At 66.0% G+C, this 24,057-nt stretch carries 16 protein-coding genes and 2 pseudogenes; 4 read left to right on the top strand and 14 right to left on the bottom strand.

Annotation, left to right across the window (positions count from 1 at the left end; translation table 11 throughout):
* Positions 1–1,390: DUF3300 domain-containing protein (locus CF68_RS27965; protein WP_035825305.1), on the bottom strand; the 1,390-nt coding region annotated here is incomplete at its 3' end.
* 340 nt (positions 1,391–1,730) lie between these two features.
* On the opposite strand from CF68_RS27965, the gene ppk2 reads away from it, so the two are divergent.
* A complete protein-coding gene (gene ppk2, locus CF68_RS27960) occupies positions 1,731–2,615 on the top strand; it encodes a polyphosphate kinase 2 (protein WP_035825303.1) in 885 nt (294 codons plus the stop codon).
* A 14-nt stretch (positions 2,616–2,629) separates the two neighbouring features.
* Here the strand turns inward: ppk2 and CF68_RS27955 are convergent, their stop codons facing one another.
* The 4 genes and pseudogenes from CF68_RS27955 to CF68_RS36590 all read right to left on the bottom strand — a co-directional run.
* Positions 2,630–3,031, bottom strand: coding sequence for a hypothetical protein (locus CF68_RS27955; protein WP_035825300.1), 402 nt, complete (start codon positions 3,029–3,031; stop codon positions 2,630–2,632).
* 83 nt (positions 3,032–3,114) lie between these two features.
* Positions 3,115–3,369 (bottom strand): hypothetical protein, encoded by a 255-nt coding sequence (locus CF68_RS27950; protein ID WP_010808930.1) that lies wholly within the window; start codon positions 3,367–3,369, stop codon positions 3,115–3,117.
* Positions 3,370–3,552: 183 nt separating this feature from the next.
* Positions 3,553–4,059 (bottom strand): annotated as a pseudogene (locus CF68_RS27945) (phosphotransferase); the annotation flags it as partial.
* A gap of 1 nt (position 4,060) precedes the next feature.
* Positions 4,061–4,414 (bottom strand): annotated as a pseudogene (locus tag CF68_RS36590) (2-oxoacid:acceptor oxidoreductase family protein); the annotation flags it as partial.
* On the opposite strand from CF68_RS36590, the gene CF68_RS27935 reads away from it, so the two are divergent.
* On the top strand, positions 4,411–5,391 hold the full coding sequence (locus CF68_RS27935) for a tripartite tricarboxylate transporter substrate binding protein (RefSeq protein ID WP_035825297.1): 981 nt from the start codon (positions 4,411–4,413) through the stop codon (positions 5,389–5,391). The pseudogene CF68_RS36590 and the gene CF68_RS27935 overlap by 4 nt on opposite strands.
* 36 nt (positions 5,392–5,427) lie before the next feature.
* Here CF68_RS27935 and CF68_RS27930 read toward each other — a convergent pair whose 3' ends face one another.
* Entirely contained in the window at positions 5,428–7,158 is a 1,731-nt protein-coding gene (locus CF68_RS27930) for a SulP family inorganic anion transporter (protein ID WP_035825294.1), read from the bottom strand.
* A 300-nt stretch (positions 7,159–7,458) separates the two neighbouring features.
* Between CF68_RS27930 and CF68_RS27925 the strand changes: the two genes are divergently transcribed.
* Positions 7,459–7,806, top strand: a complete 348-nt coding sequence (locus CF68_RS27925) for a hypothetical protein (protein ID WP_035825291.1) — start codon at positions 7,459–7,461, stop codon at positions 7,804–7,806.
* A gap of 84 nt (positions 7,807–7,890) precedes the next feature.
* On the opposite strand, the gene CF68_RS27920 is transcribed toward CF68_RS27925, so the two are convergent.
* The 5 genes from CF68_RS27920 to CF68_RS27900 form a co-directional block, all read right to left on the bottom strand.
* Positions 7,891–11,394, bottom strand: a complete 3,504-nt coding sequence (locus CF68_RS27920; protein ID WP_035825289.1) for a pyruvate carboxylase — start codon at positions 11,392–11,394, stop codon at positions 7,891–7,893.
* A gap of 628 nt (positions 11,395–12,022) precedes the next feature.
* The gene (locus CF68_RS27915; protein ID WP_235205907.1) at positions 12,023–12,778 is read right to left on the bottom strand and encodes a hypothetical protein; all 756 of its coding nucleotides are present in this window, start codon (positions 12,776–12,778) and stop codon (positions 12,023–12,025) included.
* Between the two features lie 53 nt (positions 12,779–12,831).
* The gene (locus tag CF68_RS27910; protein WP_235205906.1) at positions 12,832–16,206 is read right to left on the bottom strand and encodes an EAL domain-containing protein; all 3,375 of its coding nucleotides are present in this window, start codon (positions 16,204–16,206) and stop codon (positions 12,832–12,834) included.
* Between the two features lie 336 nt (positions 16,207–16,542).
* Positions 16,543–18,969 (bottom strand): SagB family peptide dehydrogenase, encoded by a 2,427-nt coding sequence (locus CF68_RS35610; RefSeq protein WP_235205905.1) that lies wholly within the window; start codon positions 18,967–18,969, stop codon positions 16,543–16,545.
* Between the two features lie 205 nt (positions 18,970–19,174).
* Positions 19,175–19,477, bottom strand: a complete 303-nt coding sequence (locus CF68_RS27900) for a putative quinol monooxygenase (protein ID WP_013954173.1) — start codon at positions 19,475–19,477, stop codon at positions 19,175–19,177.
* 296 nt (positions 19,478–19,773) lie between these two features.
* Between CF68_RS27900 and CF68_RS27895 the strand changes: the two genes are divergently transcribed.
* Positions 19,774–20,505, top strand: a complete 732-nt coding sequence (locus CF68_RS27895) for a GntR family transcriptional regulator (RefSeq protein WP_035825284.1) — start codon at positions 19,774–19,776, stop codon at positions 20,503–20,505.
* 32 nt (positions 20,506–20,537) lie between these two features.
* Here CF68_RS27895 and CF68_RS27890 read toward each other — a convergent pair whose 3' ends face one another.
* The 3 genes from CF68_RS27890 to CF68_RS27880 all read right to left on the bottom strand — a co-directional run bounded on the left by CF68_RS27890 (position 20,538) and on the right by CF68_RS27880 (position 24,017).
* Positions 20,538–21,455 (bottom strand): porin, encoded by a 918-nt coding sequence (locus CF68_RS27890; RefSeq protein WP_035825282.1) that lies wholly within the window; start codon positions 21,453–21,455, stop codon positions 20,538–20,540.
* A gap of 110 nt (positions 21,456–21,565) precedes the next feature.
* A complete protein-coding gene (locus CF68_RS27885) occupies positions 21,566–22,087 on the bottom strand; it encodes a hypothetical protein (RefSeq protein WP_084187477.1) in 522 nt (173 codons plus the stop codon).
* A 130-nt stretch (positions 22,088–22,217) separates the two neighbouring features.
* Complete coding sequence (locus CF68_RS27880; protein WP_035825280.1) at positions 22,218–24,017, bottom strand: amidohydrolase family protein; 1,800 nt, start codon at positions 24,015–24,017, stop codon at positions 22,218–22,220.
* Positions 24,018–24,057 lie beyond the last annotated feature (40 nt).

Raw genomic sequence — 24,057 nt, 5'->3', positions numbered from 1 at the left:
CGCCGCCGCTGAAGCCGCCGCCGCCACGGCCCCCGCCGCCGCCGCTGAAGCCGCCGCCTGCGTGGCCTCCGGCCGACTGCATGCTGGAGCGTCCGCGATCAAAGTCGCGCTGCGACGCCGCGCCGCCGCCCACGCCCTGGAAGGCGTTGTCCCGCCCGCCACCGCCGCCGCGGTCGGCTACGGTGGTGGCCCGTTCACCGCCGCCCCGTGACCGATCGGCGGCCCCTGCGCGGTCCGATACACCGGCCCGGTCAGATACGCCGCCTCGATCGGAGACTCCGGCCCGGTCAGAGACCCCGGCCCGATCACCGCCCCGTTCGCCAGCGCGATCACCGGCCCGGTCTCCCGCCCGGTCTCCGGCCCGGTCTCCGGCCCGATCCCCGGCAGCCGGCCGGTCCTGCCCGCCTGCCCGGTCACGCGCCGCGCGGTCGGACACGCCGGCACCGCCCTCGCGGCCCCGGAACTCATTGCGCCGGTCCCCGCCTGGCACATCGCGGGAGAATTTCTCGCGGGTGGCATTGTCGCGGTAGGCCACGCCCTGCCGGTGACTGGCGTCGTGCTGCCAGCGCCCGCCCGCCTGTACCTTGGTGCGGTCGAAGTTGCGGTCGATATTGGTGGCCCGGTTGACATTGATGTTCACGTCGCCGCCGCCCCAGTTGCAGTTGCCAAAGATCGCCCCGGCGGCGGCCAGCCCGACGCCCCAGGCAAGGCCCGTGGCCAGCGCGGCGCCCGGGTAGTAGGCGGGATAAGGCGGCCAGTAGTACGGCGGGTAGGACGGATAACCCCAGGATCCGTAGACCACGGTGGGGTTGTAGGCCGGGACGTAGATGACCTGCGGGTCGGCCGGTTCGATGCGCACCACCGTCTGCACGCCCGGCGCCGCCGTGGTCGCGGGCTCGACAATGACCTTCTGCTGTTCGGTGGTCTTGAGGTTGCCGGATTGCTGGGCCTTGTTGCGCAGCCGCTGGACCGCGGCCAGCACGTCTTTCTCCTGGGCCAGGAAGGCATCGCCCAGCTTCTGCGTCCAGTCGAGCTTGTCGTTCATCGGCTCAAGCACCTGCGGGAAGGCCACCAGCGATTTCACGCTGACATCCCAGGGCTGGTCGGCCACGGCCTTGACCGCGGCGTCGCCCTTGACCTTGGGGTTGGCCTTGACCCAGCGCGCCGCGTGCACGATCTCCAGCGGATAGGTGGAGGCCATCAGCACCTGCGACAACACGGAATCGGGATAGAGCGCGATCGGCGCGACCAGCGCCTCAAGCTCCTCGGGCTTGAAGGTGGGTGGCGGCTTCTGTACGTCTTGGGCAGCGGCGCCGCCCGCTGCCGCCACCAGCCCGACCAACAGCCACGCGCAGCCGGACCGAAGCAGCCGCCTGACCAGAAAGGCCATGTTCCCTCCTTGCAGCCGGTGACGGAGCCATCCGAGGCGTACTGGGGCAGCGCACCGGGCTGGAGGATGCTCTCCTGCCGCGTGCCATTGCCAGACGACATACGGAGCGGATATTGCTCCATACGCGCTACGAAGGTAGTACGGAAGACATTGAAATTCAACCGAATTCCGGTCACCGCCCGGCAAGGGTTGCGACAGGAAAACGGATCGGCATGAGGATTTCCCCCGATTTTGTTCCTATCGTAGAAACGAGCCGCCAGCGCGCATGCAAGCGGTACCCCCAGGTTTGAAGGTGCATGACCGGACCCTCAAGGCACCGATACGTCAGTGGAGGAAGATCATGGCCAAGCGAAAAGGGAAGCGCCACGGCAACAACGGGAGCCAGGCGGAGCCGCCGCGCGAACCAGACCCGGCTGACAGTCTCGACGAAAAGCCGGACCAGCAGCAGCGCGAGCGCATGTCGGAGAAGGAATACCAGAAGGCGCTCTTCACCCTTCATGTCGAGCTGGTCAAGCTGCAGCAATGGGTGCAGGCCAGCGGCAGCAAGGTCTGCGTGGTGTTCGAAGGGCGCGACGGAGCCGGCAAGGGCGGCACCATCAAGGCCATCACGGAACGCGTCAGCCCGCGCATTTTCCGCGTGATCGCCCTGCCCGCGCCGACCGACCGCGAAAAGAGCCAGATGTACGTGCAGCGCTACCTGCCGCACCTGCCCGCCGCGGGAGAGATCGTCATCTTCGACCGGAGCTGGTACAACCGCGCGGGCGTCGAACGCGTGATGGGATTCTGCACCGAAGCGCAGGCCGACGAGTTTCTGCGCGCCGTCCCACTGGTCGAACGCGCCATCGTGCATTCCGGCATCATCCTGATCAAGTACTGGCTCGAGGTCAGCCCGGAAGAGCAGACCCGCCGCCTGCAGGGACGCATCGAGGACGGCCGCAAGGTCTGGAAGCTCACTGACATGGACTTGCGCTCGTACAGTCGCTGGCACGACTATTCACGCGCGCGCGACGCCATGTTTGCCGCATCCGATACCGACTATGCCCCGTGGCATGTGGCCAATTCCAACGACAAGCGCCGGGCGCGCCTGAACATCATCACGCACCTGCTGGCACAGATCCCGTACCACGCGATCGAACGCAAGCCAGTCAAGCTGCCTGCCAGGCAGAAGGCGGGCGGATACCGGGAGCCCGACTATCCGTATCGGTATGTGGAGGAGCGGTACTAGGCCGCCAGGAGCCCCTACTTCGGCAGCTTGCGCGACTTCCAGTTCCCGTCCTTCTCCTTGCAGTACCACCCGGTCCAGGCTTCGGTTTCGCCGGCCCGGCGGAATTCACTGCGCAGTTGCCGACAGCGGTCGCCGTGGTCGCGCCGGGATTGCAATGGCGTGAAGGAACCTTCGACCTGCCGCTCCCGCATGTCGGGTGGCAGCCTGAACGGCATGCGGACGCCGTCGGCGCCCTGCTCCAGGGTCCTGCGGAAGACAGCCGTCAACGCCGTGAGCTGGTCCTGGGTAAGCGTGCCGACGATGGTGCCGCCCAGGTAGTGGTCAAAATAGGCAACGGCCGGCCCCGCCGACATTGCACCCGCAAGCATTGCGGCACTGCATGCCAGCGCGTGCAGGATCGTGTATCGCCTGTTCATCTTGCCTCCTCCGCCATGGCACGCCCCGAATCGGGCAAGCGAGGAAGCACCGGACCCACATGCCCGCCAGCCGCGGCAGCGGCCTATTCGAAGCGCTCGGTCAGCACCATCGCGTCCACCTTGCGCTGCTTCCAGAACAGGTGGTTGATGCGCGGCTGCAGCAGCCGCAGCGCGGCCCCATCGACCGAATTGAAATGCAGCGACACCGCCGGGCGGGTGCCGTCTCCCGGAACGCGCTCGATCTCATCGCAGGCCGGGAAGCCGTAGCGACCGATGAACTCCTGGATTTCCTCGTCGGTTGTCGCCGTATCGATATTCACAAGCATCAGCACACTCATTGACGTCTCCTGAAGGCTCGGGATGCCAGACAGCCCGGTTCCGATGCGGCCATGAATCCGCCGGCCCATCTCCCCTTCCTATCTTTAAGCCAGGCCGGATCGGAAGGCAAACTTTGATTCCCGATAAGGAGCCCAGGGCAGATTCCGTCACCTGCGGAGGCTTCGATCCGGCTGGCGCCGACGCTAGCGCCCTGCCGCGCGGTAGCGCATCGCGAATTGCCACCCCAGTTCGGCCAGCGGCACCGCCTTCCTGCCGGTCTCGACAGCATCCGCCGCGGCGGCGTTGCCGCGCCTGGCTCGCTGCCCGATGCCGTGCATGATCGCCGCGAGCCGGAAGAAGTTGTAGGCAAGGTAAAAGTCCCAGTGCTCGAGCGCGTGCGTGCCGTTGGTCTCGCCGTACCAGCGCAGGTAGGTCGCCTCGTCGGGAATGCCCAGCGCCTGCAGGTCGAGCCCGCCGATGCCGCGCCATAGCTCGGCCGGAATATGCCAGCTCATGCAGTGGTAGGCCAGGTCCGCAAGCGGGTGGCCGAGCGTGGACAGCTCCCAGTCGAGCACGCCGATCACGCGGGGCTCGGTGGGATGGAAGACGAGGTTGTCCATGCGGTAGTCGCCATGCACCACGCTGATCTGCTCCGCGTCCGGGACGTGCTGCGGTAGCCACTCTGCCAGCGCCGCCAGCGCCTTGTTGTCTGGCGGCGACCACGGTATCGCAGGCGATCACCAGGTCGGCCATGGCCATGTCGACGCGGCTCGCATGCAGGGCGTCCGGGCTGGCGGCGATCTGGATGTGGCTCCAGGTGGCCCCGCCCATCTGCGCCATGCCGGTCGCGTCCTGGGTGATCACGCCCTTGCCTTCGAGGTGGGCGGCCATGCCCAGCACGCCGCCGATGGTGACGATGCCGGTGCCGCCGATCCCCGCCACCACGATGCGCTGCGGCTTGCCGGCGTCCGGCAGCGTGGGCATCGGGATGGCCGGAGGCGTGGCGCGGCCGCTCGCGGCGGTGGCGGGCTTCTTCAGTTGGCCGCCTTCGACCGTGACAGATGAAATCCGTACTGAACCGTTTTGGCCGTACCCTGGGCGCGATCGCACTGGCTGCCTGCGCCACCAGCGCGCTGGCACAAGGCGGCTATCCCAACCGGCCGATCCGCATCATCGTGCCGTGGCCGGCAGGCGGCGGAGTCGATGCCGTCACCCGCACCGTGGCCGAGAAGATGACCGCCAGCCTCGGGCAGCAGGTCGTGGTCGACAACCGCCCCGGGGCGACCGGCAATATCGGCGCCGGCATGGGCGCCAAGGCGGCGCCGGATGGCTACACGCTGCTGGTCGCCAGCGCGCCGATGGCGATCAATGCCAGCCTGCACAAGAACCTGCCCTTCGACATGGGCAAGGACTTCGCGCCGCTGGGGCTGATGGCAAGCTCGCCGTACATGCTGGTGGTCAACCCGTCCGTGGGCGGCTCGGTCAAGGAACTGGTGGCACGGGCCAAGGCGGAGCCCGGCAAGCTCAGCTATGCGTCGCCCGGCCCGGGCACCCAGCAGAACGTGATTAGCGAGGTGTTCAAGGAAACCGCGCATATCAACGTCGTGCACGCGCCGTACGAGGGCGGACCCCAGGCGCTGACCGACATGGTGGGAGGCCATATCCACATGATGTTCCACGGCGTGCCGGCGGTGATGCCGTTCGTCAAGGGCGGCCAACTCAAGGGCATCGCCGTGGCCAGCAAGCAGCGGCTGCCGTTGTTCCCCGACGTGCCGACCATGGCGGAAGCCGGCTTCCCGGGCATAGAGGCCAGCGAATGGTATGGCCTGGTCGCGCCTGCCGGCACGCCCAGGGAGATCGTTGCGCTGCTGAGCAAGGAAATCGACAAGGCGCTGAATGCGCCAGGTGTGCGCCAGCAGCTTGCCAGCAAGGGCTATGAGCCGGCCAGCCAGAGCTCTCCGGACCAGTTTGCGACGTTCATGGCGGCAGAGCAGAAGAAATGGGCGCTCGCCATCAAGCAGACCGGGTTCCGGCTGGAGTAGCCGGCGCGCGGCGCAACCAGCCTGGACCGTAACGGTTCAGGCCGGCTTGCCGACGTAGTCATCCACCGCACTGCCCACCGTGGGGTGGAAGTTCTTGTCGCCGATCGCTTCCATCAGCTCGAAGCGCTTGAGCTTGTCGCGCACCGGGTCCTTCATCTCGGCAAAATGCAGCGCGATGCCGCGCTCGCGCAGGATGCCGCTCAGTTCACGCAGCATGTCGGCCGAGGTGACGTCGACGCTGGTCACCGGTTCGGCCGCCACCACCACCCTGCGCACGGGTGTCGGCGATTCGTCGATCGCTTCCATCAGCCGCGCCTGGAACAGCTCGGCATTGGCGAAGAACAGCGGCGCATCCCAGCGGAACAGCAGCAGCCCGTCGATGCGCTCGGCATCCGGGTAGCGCTTGGTGTCGTGGTAGCCGCGCAGGCCCTCGACACGGCCGAGCACGGCATAGTGTGGCCGCCAGCCGTCCCACAGGAATTCGATCACTGCAAGGACCACCGCCAGGATGATCCCCGGGATCGCCCCGAACACGGCGACCGCGGCAAAGCAGACCATCGACAGCCAGAACTCCCACTGCTGGATGCGGTAGATGCGCTTCAGGTCCGCGAACTCGAACAGGCCTATGGCCGCCGCGATCACCACCGCGGCCAGTGCGCTGTTTGGCAGGTACTGCAGCAGGTTGGGCGCGAACATCAGCAGCAGCGCCACGGCCAGTGCACCCACGACTCCGGTGAGCTGGGTCTTCGCGCCCGCGGCTTCGGCCACCGGCGTACGGGACGCGCTGCTGCTGATCGGAAAGCCCTGGAAGAATCCCGCAGCCAGGTTGGCGGCGCCCAGGCCGACCATCTCCTGGTTCGGGTCGACCCGGGTGTTGGTGCGCGCGGCAAAGGTGCGCGACAGCACGCTGGTATCCGCGAACGAGATCAGCGCGACGGCAATGCCGCCCAGCAGGATCGCAACCAGGTCCGCGCCACTGACCCAGGGCACGACAAAGCCCGGCAGCCCTTGCGGGGTCTTGCCCAGCACTTTCACCCCGTGCTGGTCGAGGTCGAACATGCTGACGGCCAGCGTCGCGACGATCACGGCAATCAGGATGCCGGGCACGCGCTCGAAGCGCTTCAGCAACAGGATCAGCACCAGGCTGCCCGCGCCGACCGCAAAGCTGTACCAGTTGGTCTCGCCGGCCAGGATCGCCTGGCCGAGGCTGACCATCTCCCGCAGCGGGCCGGCATCTTCGATCGAGATGGCGAACAGCTTGGGCAACTGGCTGACCAGCACGGTGAGCGCGATCCCGTTCATATAGCCGTAGCGGATCGGCTTGGACAGCAATTCGGTAATGAACCCCAGCCGCAACAGCCCCATCACAATGCAGACCACGCCCGAAACGATCGCCATCATGCTGGCCACCATGACGGCGCGCCCCGGATCACCGCCGGAGACCTGCAACACCACCGCCAGGATTGGCGCCGCCAGCGCCGAATCCGGCCCCAGCACGAGGATCCGGCTCGGGCCAAGCAGGGCATACACCAGCAGCGGGACCATGGTGGCGTAGAGCCCGTAGACACCGGGCACGCCGGAGGCCTCGGCGTAGGCGATGCCCACCGGCACCAGCATGGTCGTGAGCACCAGACCGGCGGCGAGGTCTTTCGGCAGCCAGGCCGGCTGATAGTTCTTCAACACCAGCAGTCCCGGGAGCCAGCGCAACCATCCGGGTGCCTTGTCGACTTCGCGCTGCGCGGCGGGGGTCAGGTTCTGGGGCTGCATGGGTCGAGTTCTGTCCTGGGCAGGCAAGGAGTATGCATCGACTATAGGAGGTCGCGCTTCGACCAATGTGCGTCGGATCAAAGAAAAAATGGGATTGGCTTGCACTGGTGGCGCCAGGCTGAGGACGCCGCGAGCCTCTCCGATGCTGCATCGCAACAGCCCCTCGTGCTGCCATGCTGCCTGCGCCGGTCTCCGCGCTGTCGACAGCAGCGGAACCATCAGTTTCTGACAATCCCGCGACGGGCACATATGATGGTTGTCTGGCGGGCATGCCCGTTATCCATCACCGGGGAGAGAACGATGCCGATATCCAAGAGATGCTTGGTAGCCGGCCTGGTGGCACTGGGCTGCGCCTCGGCAGCGCTGGCGCAGCGCGCATCGACCGAGGGTGCCGCGAGCGCCATATCGGATGCCGTTCAGGGCGGGACCAGTCCCTATCGCCCCCCGTCGGCCGCCACCCAGGATCCCGAAGAGGCCGCACGCGCGAAGTGCGAGGAGCTGAAGGAGCAGTACAACGCCACATCAAAAAGGCGTTCGTACCATTCCGGCCCGGGCACGCAGAACGCGCAGGGCCGGACCATCCCCAAGATCGAACGCGACAAGACCCGCAAGCAACTGCAGCAGGCGTACCGCGACAATTGCACGTAGCCGGGGTCTGTCTGGACCGCGTGGCGGAAGTGGCGGACGGTTCGCTGCAGGATGCGAATCGGAGCCTGCGCCCGCCGGCCAACGTCAATCCTTCAGTTCGATCAGCAAATCCTTCGCCGCCACGCGATCCCCCTGCTGAACATGGACTGCGGCGATTTCGCAGTCCCGCTCCGCCGCGATATGGGTCTCCATCTTCATCGCCTCCAGCGCCAGCAGCGTCGTGCCCGCGGCCACGCGCTGCCCCGGCTGCACCGCCACCGTCACGATCGAGCCAGGCATGGGGGCGGCGACATGCAGCGGGTTGTCGGGCTCGGCAACCGGACGGCTGTGGCGCGCCGCCGCCGCTTGCGTGGTGCTGCGCTGCTCGACCAGCGTGGTGCGCGACTGCCCGTTCAGCTCGAACTGGACCTTGATGACACCCTCTTCGGCATCGGGGTGCGTGCCTTGCAGCGAGACCAGTAAAGTCTTGCCGGCGGCGATGTCGATGGCTACTTCTTCCTGCGGCTGCAGGCCGTACAGGTATGCCGGCGTGGGTACCACCGAGGTGTCGCTGTAGTTGCGCACATGCGCGTGGTACTCGCCGGCCTGCTTCGGGTACATCAGGTACGAAGCCAGCTGGCGGTCGTCGAGCGGCTGCTCGCATGCTGCTTCACCCGCGGCGCGCGCCGCGTCGAGGTCGACCGGCGGGATCTGGTCGCCGGGCCGGTACGGCACCGGCGGCTCGCCGCGCAGCACCTTGCGCGACAGTTCCGCGGGGAAGCCGTCGGGCGGAAAGCCCAGCTCGCCCTTGAACAGCGACACCACCGATTCAGGGAAGGCGGTTTCCTTGGCCGGATCGCACACGTCGGTGGCGCTCAGGTCGTTGGCCACCATCATCAATGCCAGGTCGCCGACCACCTTGGAAGTCGGAGTCACCTTGACGATGTCGCCGAACATCTGGTTGACCTCGGCATAGGCACGCGACACCTCGGTCCAGCGATGCTCGATGCCGAGCGAGCGCGCCTGCTCGCGCAGGTTGGTGTACTGGCCGCCGGGCATCTCGTGGCGGTACACGTCGGCGGTGCCGGCGCGGATTTCGGATTCGAACGGCGCGTAGTAGCGGCGCACCCCTTCCCAGTACATCGACGCTTCGTGCAGGCGCTCCAGGCTGAGGCCGGGATCGCGCTCGCTGCCGGCCAGGGCCGCGGCGATGCTCGACAGGTTGGGTTGCGAGGTCAGCCCGCTCATGGCGTCGAGCGCGCCGTCGACCGCATCGCAGCCGGCCTCGATCGCGGCCAGTGCTGAAGCGGCCGAGATGCCGCTGGTGTCGTGGGTATGGAAATGCACCGGCAGCCCGGTCTCTTCCTTGAGCGCCCTGACCAGTGCCGCCGCGGCCTGCGGACGGCAGATGCCTGCCATGTCCTTGATGCCCAGCACGTGCACGCCGGCCTGCTTCAGCTCGCGCGCGATGCCGACGTAGTATTTCAGGTCGTACTTGGCGCGCGACTTGTCGAACAGGTCGCCGGTATAGCAGATCGCGCCTTCGCACAGCGCGCCGCTCTCGCCGACGGCATCGATCGCGACCCGCATGTTGCGCACCCAGTTCAGTGAATCGAACACGCGGAACACATCCACGCCGGCGCTGACCGCCTGACGCACGAAGAAGCGCACCACGTTGTCCGCATAATTGGTGTAGCCGACCGCGTTGGAGCCGCGCAGCAGCATCTGGAACAGCACGTTGGGAACGCGCTCGCGCAGTTGCTCAAGGCGCTGCCACGGGTCTTCCTTGAGGAAGCGCAGCGCCACGTCGAATGTGGCGCCGCCCCAGCACTCCAGCGAGAACAGCTGCGACAGTTCGCGCGCATAGAACGGCGCGATCGGCAGCATGTCGGCGGTGCGCATGCGCGTGGCGAACAGCGACTGGTGCGCGTCGCGCATGGTGGTATCGGTCAACAGCACCTGCTTCTGCTCCAGCATCCAGCGCGAGAACTTCTCCGCGCCCAGCTCGCGCAGCCGGTCGCGCGTACCGTAGGGCAGCGCACCGCTGGTGTCGAAGGCGGGCAGGACCGGTGCGGGCAGCGGCAGTGATGGCAGCGTGCGGCCGCTCATCTCCGGGTGCCCGTTGACGCTGACCTCGCCCAGGTAACGCAGCAGCTTGGTGGCGCGGTCCAGGCGCCTGGTGAACGCCAGCAGTTCCGGCGTCAGGTCGATAAAGCGCGTGGTGACGTCGCCGGACCGGAACGCGGGATGGTTGATGACGTTCTCGAGAAACTGCAGGTTGGACGCGACGCCGCGGATGCGGAACTCGCGCAGCGCACGGTCCATGCGCCGGATCGATTCGGGCGCGGTCGGCGCCCAGGTGGTGACCTTGACCAGCAGCGAATCGTAGTACGGCGTGATCACCGCGCCGCCGTAGGCGGTGCCGGCGTCCAGGCGCACGCCGAAGCCGGCCGCGCTGCGGTAGGCGGTGAGGCGGCCGTAGTCCGGCAGGAAGCCGTTCTCCGGGTCCTCGGTGGTGATCCGGCATTGCAGCGCATGACCGTTGAGCGAAATCGCTTCCTGCACCGGCACGCCCGCGGCGCGCACGATGATGTCGCCGTTGTCGTTGCGCGTGTTCTCGGTCATGCCGATATGGCCGCCCTCCGTCACGCGGATCTGCGCCTTGACGATATCGATCCCGGTGACCATCTCCGTGACCGTGTGCTCGACCTGGATGCGCGGATTGACCTCGATGAAGTAGAACTGGCCGGAATCGGCATCCATCAGGAATTCGACCGTGCCGGCATGCGTGTAGCCGACCGCGCGCATCAGCCGCAGGGCCGATTCGCACAGCGCGGCCCGGCCGGCATCGTCGAGGTATGGCGCGGGCGCCCGCTCCACCACCTTCTGGTTGCGCCGCTGCACGGTACAGTCGCGCTCATAGAGATGCACGAGGTTGCCGTGCGTGTCGCCCAGCACCTGCACTTCGACATGGCGCGCGTTGCGCACCAACTTTTCGACATACACCTCGTCGTTGCCGAACGCGGCCAGCGCCTCGCGCCGCGCCGCGGCGAGCGCCCCCTCAAGGTCCTGCTCGCTTTCCAGGACCCGCATGCCGCGTCCGCCGCCGCCCCAGCTTGCCTTGAGCATCAGCGGATAGCCGATGCCGGCGGCCAGGCGCTTGCACGTCTCCAGGTCATGCGGCAGCGGATCGGTTGCCGGCATCACCGGCACGCCCGCCTCGATCGCCGCGTTGCGCGCCGCCACCTTGTTGCCAAGCTTGCGCATGACCTCTGGCGACGGGCCGATCCAGCGGATTCCCGCGTCGATCACGGCCTGCGCGAAATCCGGGTTTTCCGAGAGGAAGCCATAGCCCGGATGAATGGCGTCGACCTTCGCCTGCCTGGCAATGCGCAGGATGTCGTCGATGTCGAGGTAAGCCGCCAGCGGCTTCTTGCCCTCGCCGACCAGGTAGCTCTCATCCGCCTTGAAGCGATGGAGCGCGAGGCGGTCTTCCTTCGAATAGATTGCCACCGTGCGCACGTTCATCTCGGCGGCCGCGCGCATCACGCGGATCGCGATCTCGGAACGGTTGGCAATCAGCAGGGAGCGGATAGGGGCGTAGTCCATGGGGTGCAGGGAAACGAACCGGCCGCGCGCAACCGCCGCGGCAGGGTCAGGTGATCGGGGATGCAGCACGGGCGCAAGCCTTGCCCGGGGCCGCTAGTCGTAATGGGCAAATGGGGCGTGCGAGTCCATCCAATCATAGTGCGCCGACGCAGCGGCCCACGCCCAGTTGGCTCGCTTTGGCGACTGCTGGTCCCGATCGCCATGCTCGCTTCGGTTCTGGCCGGCAAGCGGCTGATCGCCATCTCCGGCAAGCTCGCGGCTGTGCCCGCGGGCTCCGTTTCTTCCGTAGTACATCGTGGTGCCTTCCTCTTCAAGACCAGGTTCGCCTGCCCACGACGCAGCGCGATGGCCAGGGCGACGGCAGGTTTGCAGGCACGATGAAATACGCGCCCATCCCGGCCTGCTGCCGCAAGAAGCGGGCCACGGCCGATTCAGGCACCATCCCTTTGATTTTGTGGAGGATTTTCTTCCGAGGCCAGTCTATCGAATTTCAGAAATGAAATTTTTCATTTCATCGATGCCGCGGCCAATGCGCGATGCAGCACCTGTGCCGCGCGGCAACCGAGAGTGCTGGCGTGGGCAACGTGGCCAGGCTGACGACACCCGCCCGGCCACGAATGCCAGGCCTTCAGCAGGCCGCGGCCCGGGGCGAAGACAGTGCGCAGTATGCGGGGGCGCCGGCGTTGGCAATGCGGGCGCAGTACGCGGGATCCTCCGTCCTGGCGATGCGTGCACAATACGCGGCCTCTTCCGCCTTGGCCATGCGGGCGCAGTACGCGGGCTCTTCCGCCTTGGCCATGCGTGCACAGTACGCAGGCTCTTCCGCCTTGGCCATGCGTGCACAGTACGCGGGATCCTCAACCTTGGCCATGCGTGCGCAGTACGCCGGTTCCTCCGTCCTGGCGATGCGTGCACAGTACGCGGCCTCTTCCGCCTTGGCCATGCGCGCGCAGTACGCGGGCTCGTCGGCCGCTGCCCGGGCGCAATATGCGGCAGACGTCAGCGGGCTGCCGAATTCGCGCATGCTCAGCGCATCGCTCGCCGCGGCCATTTGCAGGAGGCGGGCCTCATCCTCCGGACCGTCGATGCCAACGTAGGGGTCGTGGTGAAGGACATAGCCGAAGATGCGCTCGCAATCGCTGGCATAGCGCCTGGTATCCAGGATGTGGGCATGCCAGAAGGCATCCACCTGCTCGCTGGGGACGGCGGGCGTGTCCGGATGCTTCGCCGCCAGCTTGAGGAATTGCCGGTAGCCGCTCTCCGCCTGCTCCAGCGATTCTGGCGACCAATGCGCATGCTTCTGGTGCAGCAGCTTGGCCTTCATCCTGGAAAAGTCCAGGGCGTCGATGGCCTGCCACATGATGTCAATAGTACGGTCCTGCATGATTTAGCTCCCTGTTATTGGACTGCTTAAGCACGCACCTGACTGGCGGGCAGTCAGGCACGCATCGGTTGCGGTCCATGCTCGAAAGCGGGACCGTTCTCCATGCGGCTGGCCAGGAAGGCAGTGATCTGCGCCGGCGGCAGCGGATGGCTGTAGTAGTAGCCCTGCACTTCGTCGCAGCCTTCACGGCGCAGGAATTCAAGTTGCACCTCGTTCTCCACGCCCTCGGCGACCACTTCGAGGCCAAGCCGGTGGCCAAGGCCGATCACCGCGCTGGTAATCTGCGTGTCGCTGCGGCTTTCCGGTATGTAGCGAACGAAGCTGCCGTCGATCTTGACCGTATCGATCGGGAAGCGGCTCAGGTAGGCGAGCGAGGAGTAGCCGGTGCCGAAGTCATCGATCGCCAGCCGAACACCGGTGCGCTTCAGGCGCGAGAGCCAGCTGGACGCCTGCTCGGCATCGCGCATGACCATGCTCTCGGTGAGTTCAAGCTCAAGCAGGTTGCCAGGCAGCCCGGCTTGCCGCAGGGCATCGATGATGGTCAGCCTGAGCGACTTGTCGGCGAACTGCCGCGCTGAAAGATTGACTGAAACACGCACCGGCGGCAGTCCCTGGGCGCGCCATGCGGCATTCTGCCGGCACGCTTCGCGCAGGGCCCAGGCGCCGATCTCGACAATGGCGCCGCTCTGCTCAGCGAAGGGAATGAAATCTCCGGGCATGACCAGGCCGAGTTCCGGGTGGCGCCAGCGGATCAGTGCCTCGACCGCCGTGCACGCTCCCGACGCAAGCGCAATGCGCGGCTGGTAGTAGAGGATGAATTCGTCCTGCTCGAGCGCGCGGTGCAGGTGCGACTCCATGTCGATGCGCCGCTGCAGCGACGCGCTCATGCCCCGGCAGTAGAACTGGTAGCCGTTCTTGCCGAGCTGCTTGGCACCGTACATGGCCAGGTCGGCATGCTTGAGCAGGGTCTGCCAGTCGCTGCCATCCTCGGGGAAAGAGCTGATGCCGATGCTTGCCGTCATGCGCAGCTCCGACTCGTTGACGACAAAGCCTGGCGCGAGGGCAGCCTGGATCCTGGCGATGGTCCGGTCCAGGATCGTCGAATCGCCCTTGGGGTCCAGCAGCACGACGAATTCATCGCCGCCGAAGCGGGTGATCAGCTCCACCTCCTCCAGGCTGCCGCGCAAGCGCTCGGCCATCTCGCGCAGCACGATGTCGCCGGCGTTGTGGCCGATCGTGTCGTTCACGACCTTGAATTCGTCCAGGTCCACGAAAATGACATGCAGGGCTTGGCCGCTGGCGCGGGCACGGGTCAGCGCCTGCTCGAACTCGGCCTTGAACATGAGGCGGTTGGGCAGGCCGGTGAGGGCATCGTGATTGGCGATGAAGCGCAGGTTCTCCTCGGCCTGGCGCCGCAGCAGGAAGTGCCCGGTCTGATTGGCAATGCCGCTCGCCATCGCGAGCGCATGCGTATCGGGGCTGCGCTTGCTGCGGGAATAGAGTTCGACCACGCCGAGCGTCACGTGGCCCCGGCTCAGCGGGAAGGCAAACACCGTCCGGATGCCGCCCGCGTCGAGCCACCTGGCCTGCGGATGCCGGGCCATCGCGCTGCGGCTTGCATACCATTGCGGCGCCTGCAAGACCGCAGCGCCGGCCGGCCCTGCGGGGCGCTCGGCGAGCCAGGGCTGCAGCGCCTTGGCGCGGGCCAGGTAGACCGGCGGCAGCTTCAGCCCCTGGCTGTCATCGCCCGGCCAGAAGGCACCGGCTTCCCAGTCCATGCCTTCGAGCAGCGTGTGGACAATCTCCTCCAGCACCTCGATTTCGCTGGTGGCGGTGGCCAGGTGCAGGGCAATCTGGTGTTCCTGCGTCCTGGCCTGCTCGGCGGACCTGCGCTGGCTGATGTCCTGCGCGGTGCCCCGCAGCACCGCGCTGTCCGCCGCGCCATGCGCGTGGCCGATCAGGTGCAGCCAGCCCCGGCGTCCGCGCCGCGACCGGTAGGGGCACTCGAACTCGAACGGCTGGCGATCCTGCAGGGCTGCCCGCATCCTTTCCTGCAGCACGGCGCGATGGCCGGCGTCGATCGCCTGGAACAGCGCTTCCGGAGTCGGCTTGTCGCCGCGCAAGCCTAGCAGGCGCGCCATTTCCCGGGAAAAGTGCGCGATGTCCTGGTCCAGGTCGATGCGCCAGTCGCCCAGGTGGGCAATCTGCTGCGCCTCGGCAAGCGCGGCCTGGCTGTCGCGCAGGCTGTGCGTCATCTGGTCGGCCACGGCCACGGCGCGCGCCCGCGAACTCGACAGCGCATAGGCCAGCCACCCCAGCAGCACGCTGATGATCAGGCCGGAAATCACCACCAGCGCCGGCAGGTATCGCTGCGGACCACTGATGGCCTTGGCATCGGCAGCAAATGCAATTACCCAGCGCCGTCCGCCGAAATTCCGCACCACGCTCTTGGCCAGGTCATGCTGGCCCGGGGCCGCTTGGCCGTCGGCCAGTGCCGTCGCGCCATGCGCGGCACTGGCGTGGGCGGCGCTGCCGCCAGCAACCCGGCTGCGTTCCCTGGCCGCCAGGCCGGTCACGCTGTCATAGAGCAGGTTGGCTGCGGAGAGCGGAACCGCCGCCTGCGCGAAGTCTCCGGCGTCATGCACGCGGAACCGGATCCGGCGCAGGTTCTCATTGCTGACCAGGTCCGTCAGCAGGTCGTCGACCCGGATCCCCGCGCCAACCGAGCCGACATAGGCGCGTCGGCGCGCTTCCACGGAATCCAGCTCGGGCACCTTGCGGTACACCGGCAGGCGCAGGGCGATGCCCACATGCGGGCTCTTTGTCTCGCTGAAGATCAGGCGCCCGCTGCTGACTGACTGCCCGGTATCGCGCGCGCGTTCGAGCGCGGCCAGGCGGCGTGGCTCGGCGCCCATGTCGACGCCGATCGACGCCAGGTTGACGTCGAGCGGCTCGACATAGGTCAGCACGAAATGCCCCGGCCGCTGGCCGGGAGGGCGGACGTTGAACGTCACGCCCGCCTCGCGCAGGATCGGATCGCTGCGCTGGCTGGCGACAAAGGCGTCGATCTCGGCCGCCGGCACGTATGGCGCGTAGTTCAGCGTCTGGAAACCGGGATAGCGCTGCGGCAGGTTCAAGCCGCTGACGAAATCGCGAAACTCGCCGCGCGAGACATGGTCGCTGGCGCCGAACAGCGCCTGCATGGTCACCAGTACATCGGTATAGAGGCGGATCCGTGTATCGATCTGCTGGATCACGTCGCCGGTATCGTTCTCAAAACGCAGGCGGACATCCTTTTCCAGCAGGTCGGTGCAGAACGCATAGACGACGGCCGTCGTCATCACGCCAAGCAGCAAGGTGCCCGCGGTGATGGTGCGCGACCCAAGGCGTCCAAGCGGGCGCAGCGCGCGCGCAAGCGTCTGGCGCAAGATTGTTTCCCCCCGGATGTCGATGGCAACCATGCGGCTGAACGGCCGTCACCAACGACTGATGCTAGAAGTGCACTTATCGGCTGGGGTTCTGTTCGAAACCCCACGCTCTTATATGTCTTAACAATCTATAACAAGCGGGGAAAAACGGGCCCTGATTTTCGCGGCGTAAACACCCAACTTAAGTGGGGTGGCAGTTTTGCGAGATGTGGAAGCGAACATTCACGTTCAGCCCCTGCCTGGCACGTGTCACGCTGCAGTACTTCCAGAATCCGGAGACTGATTTCCCCCGCGTGTGTTTCCCGCATGGCCAATCATGCGCCAGGGTTGGCGCGGTCATGACGATGGCTGCGGCATGGCGTGGCCCAGCGCCACCGCCAGCAGGAACTGTTCCTGCGATGGATCCAGCCCGAGGACGTCGTTCAGAAGCGCGTCGAAGACGCCGCCGAACGGGCGCGCGCTCAGCCCCAGCGCGGTGGCGGCGAGAATCAGGTTCTGCGACAGATGGCCGGACTCAGCCACCAGCATGCGATAGCCCCCTTCGCCATACTTGTACTCGTGCCGGGGAAAGTACCCGGTCAGGCAGATCAGCGCGGCACAGCCCGAGATCATTTCCCGCTCCGCCGGCAACATGGCTTCGATCAGGCGCTCGCGGAGCAGTGGCCGCACGCATTCCAGTTCCCCCTCATCCGGGCAGAGGTGATAGATGGCTGGGGGAAGCCCTTCCACATTGAGTATGACCGGATAGATTTCCACCGCGTAGAGCCCTCCGCTTGACGGATAGGCGCGTAGCGTGGCGTCGCGCGAGGCTCCGCTCAGGATGCCTGTCGCGCCGCAAGCGATCTGGAGCAGCGCGTCGAACGGCTGGCGGGCAACCGGCAGGCCGGTATAGGCGCGCTGCGAACGCCGGGCCCGTGTGATGGCGTGGAAGGCCTCGAGCTCTGCGGGGATGGATCGGCCGAGCGTCGTTCTTGGCGCGCCAGGATAAGCGCGATGCCCACCGTCAGTTGCCAGATGCAGGACGGCGTCGCGGTCCAGGCCGCCGCCGGCAAGCACACCTTTCTTCGTGAGGGTATGCAGCAGCCGGCCTGCGGTCCGGCCCGAGAGGTCGATCACGCCGGCGTCGGCCAGCGCGCGCAGCAGGGCATCCCCAACGCAGCGGTCGGGAGGGGGTAGCCGGTCCAGCAGTTGTGCGACAGTGTGCTCGCCGTCCATGGCGCGCAACAGGCCAGCCAGCACCGCGACCGCACCAGCCACGGCGACTTCGCGCCGTGTGGCACGCATCAATACGCAGCCGGGCTGTGGCTCAAATGCCGGCTCCTCGCAACGCAGGGCGAAGCGCGTGGTGCTGTCGGCATCGGCCCAGCTGCGTGCAAAGGGAACCAGCGTCGGGTATAGGGCGCCAACGTTTGCTCCGCCGGCTGGCGTCCAGGTGGTCTGCCGGCTTTCAGGCACCCCGTCTATCAGCAGGCCAGAATCGAAGACATACGAGACCGCCGTCTCATCGATCATGGTCAACCTGAAGCCGGCGGATTCAGGCATTGGGCCAGGCGCCGGCACTGCGGCCTCTGCTGTCGCTGCTGTCGCGCCGGCGCGCCGTGCCGCGTCGGCGAGCCGGTCACGCAACGCCGCCTGGCCGGCGAGGTCCTGCGTTGCCGTGCATGCGGCCAGGCCGGCCTCGTAAGCGTGGCAGGCTGGCGCCGGCCGATCGAGCGCCAGCAGCGCGTCGCCCAGGTCGCGTTGCAGCATGGCCGCCAGCCCCATGCGGCTGCCGCCCTCCGGCGCCTGTGCAAGCGTCGCAAGGGCCTGCTCAAGGAAACGGACCGACTGCTCGAGCCGATGCGCCAGCCGCAGTGAGTGCCCGAGCCGGCCGAACACGACGGCGGCGCCGAAGGACTTTCCCTGGCCCAGCGAGGCCAGCGTGGCGAACAGCTGTGGAACGCGCAGGTGCAGTCCGTGGAAGAGCAGATACTCCGCCCGCAGCGCGGATGCCGTCGCAGCGTCGCTCGCCGTGTCGGCCTGTATGTCGGCCACGTCTGCCAGGACACCAAAGGCATGCCAGATCTCGGGCGCATCCGGCTCAAGTGCAGCGGTAGCGTCCAGGGCGTGCTGCACCAGGCGGCGGATATCCGCGGCCGGTGCCGACCCGACTAGGAGCCGTGCCAGCGCACATGAGTGCTGAAGCTGGCGCCGCGACGGGACGGCGCGCGCGTCGAGGTCGAGTGCCTCTCGATAGCATGCGATCGCCTCGGCTGGCCTGGCGGCGCGCGCGAGACATGCGCCCCTCTCACCGAGGACCTGCGCTGCCCGCGCGCAATCGCCCAGCGCACGGAACGCGCTTGCCGCCTGCGCATAAGACAGGCTCGCCTCGGCGTCACGCTGCAGCGATGCGTCGAACTTGCCAAGCCGATGCCAGGCCTGGGCCACAAATCCCGCATCGCCCGCGTTCCTCGCGGCGGCCAGCGCGGCTTCATAGGACTGCCTTGCCTGCTCAATGTCGCCCGAGGCACGGAACCCGTCCCCGAGCGCGGCATGCAGCATGTAAACAAGCCGGCCAACGGCCCGCGCGGGTGCGAGCCGTTGCGCCAGCGTGAGCGCGGCATGTAGCTGCGGCATCGCCGCGTCGAAGCGTGACGCCCCAAGCAGGCACTGCCCGATCCGCTCGAGGACGACAGCGCGCTCGAAAGCGCGCGCCGGCGGCAGCCGGGCGTCGATGGCCTCGAACAATTGCCGGGCATGGTCCCAGTTCTGCGCCTGCAGCATTTGCTGCGCCCGCTCGCACGCGGCGGGATACCACGCGCGGATGTCCTGGTCCTTCGATACGCTCCGACTGCCGGCGCTGGCGCCCTGTGTCCCTGAACTGGCCATTGGTCTCATCCGACATATCTCCGCCGACAGTTGACAGGGCAAGCACGCCCGGAGCCTGAGCGGCCGTCCGGACGTATCTTGCGACAGCGGACTCTTTATATTACGGCGCTACGCGGATGAAATCCGAACGCTCCCGCACGTCGAGCATCGGCGGCCCCACGGTGTACCACGTCTTGTGATGCGCTGTCTGCGCATGCGCCTCGATGGCGGCCTGGTCCCGATAGACCTCGTAGTACATGATTCGGGTGGGATCTTCCGGGTCGACCAGCACGTCGAACTGCAGGCAACCCGGTTCGGTCGTTCTTGCCGCTTCGGCATTCGCGTTCAGCGCTGCCATCAACTCCTCCACCTTGCCCGGCTTGATGCGGCAATTGACCACCAATACGACGTTTCCTTTACTCATGAATCTCGCTCCTTAGTCACCGCCGCTGAACCGCGCTTCGGCTCGAACGGCGTTTGTTGTGGGTCATGGCAGCATCCCAGACCGCACATGGCGCTGCGATCCTAATGCTATTATCATTATACTTATATAGACCAACACAGCAAGCCAACTTCGCGGCAATCGACATCATTGCAGCGCACGAACCGACAAGGAGAGGCGATCTAGTCTCCTGTACGCGCCAATGATCGTTATGTTGTATAATATTTTCATTATGTTCAATACAACGGCCGTTCGCCGCCGGCAGGAATATCTTACCCATGGAAACCAGTCATTTCAGCCGTAAGCTTCCGCTCTGGTACCAGGCTTGCGAGTCGATCCGCGCGGAGATCTACAACCGGCTGCGCACCAGCGAACTCCGCCTCCCACCCGAGAGCCAGCTTGCAGAGGAGCATGGCGTCAGCCTGATCACCGTCCGGCAGGCATTGACGGTACTGGAGAGCGAGGGTCTGATCACGCGGACTCGCCGCCGGGGCACTATCATCAATCCACTCGAAGCGCAGCCAAGGAAGGAGATGAAGGTCCTGGGAACACTGGCGACAGTGTTCAACCACGACTCGGCTGCGGAACTCGACCTGCTTGAGAAGCTTCTGGTCGTCACCCCCGAGGACCTGAAGGCGACCTTCCGCGACGCGACGCACCTGACCTATATGCGCCGCCTGCGCCATGACAAGAACGGCCCGATCAACTACGCGGTCAATTACATGCTTCCCGAGTTCGGTGAGAACATCACCGAGGCCGATATGCAGAAGATGCCGATTCCGCGGATCCTGCGGGACAAGTTCAATGTCAATGTCATGCGCATCGACTACAGCGCCAGCGCAATGGAAGCCTCCGCCGATATTGCGAGCCACCTCCGGGTGCCGCCGAAAAGTGCAATCCTGAATCTGGTGGCGACGGTCTTCGATCATACGGAGCGCGTGGTCGATGTCGGGCGGATCTATTGTCCCGCGGGCAAGTTCTCCTTCGATATCTCGATCGACATGTCATAGCGGCCGCGCATGCTCGGGCGGCGCGCCCGCTCTCAGAATCTGTGCTTGATGCCGATCTCGCCGCCGAAGTGTTTCGGCCTGGCATTGCTGTCGTGCACGATGTCGGCATACAGCGAGGTGCGCTTCGACAGCGAGTAGTAGTAGGCGATACCGGTCTTTTCCATCAGCGTCCGATCAGAAGTGGTATCCCTGAGCTTGCCGTGGGAAATGTGGATCTGGCTGTTCCGGATCGGAATCGTGGCGCCCAGGATCAGGGACACGCGCCGGTTCCCCGTATCCGTCATGCCGCCGCCCATCGAGGCGCGCAGCGTAAATGCCTGCGTTTCATAGACGCCGGTGACCATGTGCCAGATGGCCCTGTCGCCGCCAGGCCGGTCGTATCCATACGCCGCGAGGACGGAACCGGCCCGGTAGGAAACGGAAAAGGAAACCGGACGATGCGGCACCTTGTTGCCCTCGGCCTCCGCGACCTGGCCAGAGAACGTCAAGCCGTCCACGTCAAACTGATAGTTGACGGATTTGTCGTTGTATACCCTGCCGATGCCGCCGGTGCTGATCAGGAACATCGACATCAGCGTGCTGTTGTAGAGCGGGTCCGCGGGAATCTGCACGTTCCAGCTCGCTGGCGTGTATTCCCGCCCGACCCAGAACCGCCCGAACCGGCCGAGAATGCCCACCATCGAGCGGTCGTTGAACAGCCTGGTCGGATCCCGCATGGCACCCGTGTCCCCGGCAAAGCGGTTCTCCACATTGAAGAAGGCCTGCATGCCGCCCCCCAGGTCCTCGGTGCCCCGCAGGCCAAAGCGGTTGCCCGATCCGTTCTGCATTGCCCAGGCGCCCTTGCCCGGGTTCTTTGCGATCGCAATATCGATCACGCCATACAACGTCAGCGATTGTCCCCACGCGGTACTGCAGAGGACGAAAAGCAGGAAAGAGACAAACAATTTCATCGGACCACGCTCCCCCATCTGTTGCCTTTGGCACTTCAGGCATATTTATTAAGAATATTTATAAATCTATTGGGCGGAACAGCCTCCTCGCTACACCGCCGGGTGGTCCCTCACATCATGTCTTCAAAGGAATTGATGGACATCTGCGTGCCGCGCAGAACACCGCCGGCATCGAACTGGAAATGAAATACCGCGACCTGCGTCACATACTGGAAGCGGTAGGACCAGACTTCACGCTTCTGCAACGCGTAGTACTGGATCGGCAAGCGGGGCTTGCCGAATCGCGCCACCACATCCTGCTTGGCCCACGCGCCCGGCCTGGCCTGCTGCAGCTCCTCCATCGTCAGCATCTGGCGATAGTCGACCAGGGCGCCATCCGTGTCGAAATCCGCGGCATAGACGAAGAGTCCGAGCGGCTGGCCCGAGTACAGCCAGCGGCTGCGCCCGTCATGCAGCCGAACCTTGTCGGTGGGCTCTCCCAGCCTGGCCTGCAGCGTCCGCGCGGAAATGCCGCGCACCTCCTGCAGTTCAACCATGGTCGGCGCAGCGGCGCAACCGGCCAATGCAAGCGCGGCACCGGCGCTTGCCAGAAAACCGCCGAGCGCACTCAATCGGTCTTTTTCCATTTTCATCAGCGATTCCCTGAGGGGGTGAGGAATCCCCGGGATAAATCCACGGGGCAAATGGGGAACAGGAATTCCCGCAGACAGAGGCTGACGGCGCAGGCCCTGCCTGCGCCGCTGATGCCGTCAGGCGCCCAACTTACGGCCTGAGCACATAAGCCGGCGCGGTGGCGTTCTGCCCGATATAGGAGGTCGATCCCAGGAAATTGGGCCGATACGGTTCGGCATGGCTGTTCAGGCCCGCCGGCAGGGCGCCTGCCAGCGCCGGGCCGTTGATGCGCGCCAGCACGCGATCCCTCGCCCGGGTCACGTCCCTGAGCAGCTTCTGCACGTCCCAGCCGACCAGTTTCCCATCGCGGTACACGATCTTTCCGGCAATGACCACGTCGCGCACGTTGCGCGACTCCATCAGCGTGACCACGGTGCCGGGAACGTTGTTCATGGGCGCGGTGTTGAGCGTATTGGCGTCGAGCACGACGATGTCGGCCTCCTTGCCCGGCGTCAGCGTGCCGACCTTGTGAAGCAGGCCTGAGCCCGCGGCGCCGGCAATGGTCATCATCTCGATCACTTGCCGGCTGGTCACCAGCTGCGGCACCTTCAGCCCCCGCGGGTCGCTCAGCGGGAACACCAGCTCGTTCGCCAGCGCCCGTTGCAGCGTGAATGCGGAACGCATCATCGAGAACGGGTTGGTCGTCATGTTGGTTTCCGTGTCCGGGCTCAGGCTGGGCAGGATGCCGTAGTTCAGCGCAAGCTGGAACGGCGGCATGCCGTGGCGCATCTGCATTTCCACCAGCGGCGAGATCGAAACGTGTGCGCCCCGGTCGGCAACCAATTGCCAGGCGCGCGACCTGACGTTATCCACGCCGATCTGGGCGACCGGCTCGTCCTGCCACAGCGTGCAGTGGACCAGCGTGACATCGGACCAGTCGGCGCCGTTGCGCGGATCCTGCGCAATGCCCTCGACGACTGCACCGTGCGCCGCGTGGTTGTTGATCCAGGCGCCGAACTCCCGCGCGAGTTGCCATCCCGTGTAGTTCTGCTTCTCGCGCGTGCGCGGATCGACCACCGGGTGCCAGTCCAGCATCGCGCCCAGCGTCACCAGCTGGTCCTTCGAGCTGAAGTACGTCTTGGCCAGCCGGCCCAGCCCGAATGACGTATCGCCGCTGCGGCCGGGGTATTCATAGGACTGCTCCGGAAACTGCGCCGAGCGGTCATTGCCCCATCCGTAAGCGTAGACCGCGCGTTGGCCCGAGTCGAAGAGCGCCTGGATCATCGCGTCGGTATGGTCCGGCGTGTGCGATGACTGCGAGGTATCCGTGATCGTGGTGACGCCCTGGGTGATCTGGCTGAGGGACGACACCAACTCGGCGACGTAGCAGTCCTCCGGGTCCATGGGCGGTCGCCCGAGATCCCAGATGGGTGGCTGGCCCGGAACGGGCGGATTCGGCATGAATCCCGGCGTCCAGACCTCCTGGATGGTGGTCGTATAGAATTCGCCCGGCCATTTGGCGACCGGCTGCTGGCTATTGGCCGGTATGGCGCGGATATGGATGCCATCGGACAACGCACTGCGCATCAGCGTCTGGTACTGATGCTGGTGCGTGCTGATGAAGCCGGGCATCACGATGGTTCCGCTGCAATCGATGACCTGCGCGTCGGCCGCTTCCAGATACGGGGCAATGGCCACGATCTTCTTGCCCTCGACCAGGACATCCGCCTGTTCGAAGTCTCCTACCTTCTCGTCAAGCGTGAGAACCGTGCCGCCTTTCAGCAGCAGGCGCGCACCGCGGTTCCCGCCGACTTCCGGGCTCCGATACGCCTGGCTGTATGCGCTGCGAGCCGATGCCTCGCTGGCCGCGTTGCTGGCCCAATTCTCCTGCCCTGCTGCATCCCCCGGCGGCCATTTACCGACTCGCCCGGATTCGCCTTGCTCGTTCATGCTCCGACTCCAGATATGAAGGAAATATTTCCCTGTGGCT

Source organism: Cupriavidus sp. SK-4 (assembly GCF_000611125.1).
Classification (GTDB): Bacteria; Pseudomonadota; Gammaproteobacteria; order Burkholderiales; family Burkholderiaceae; genus Cupriavidus; species Cupriavidus necator.
Note: the sequence above shows the minus strand (reverse complement) of the source record. Positions and strands in the feature narration are given on the sequence as shown.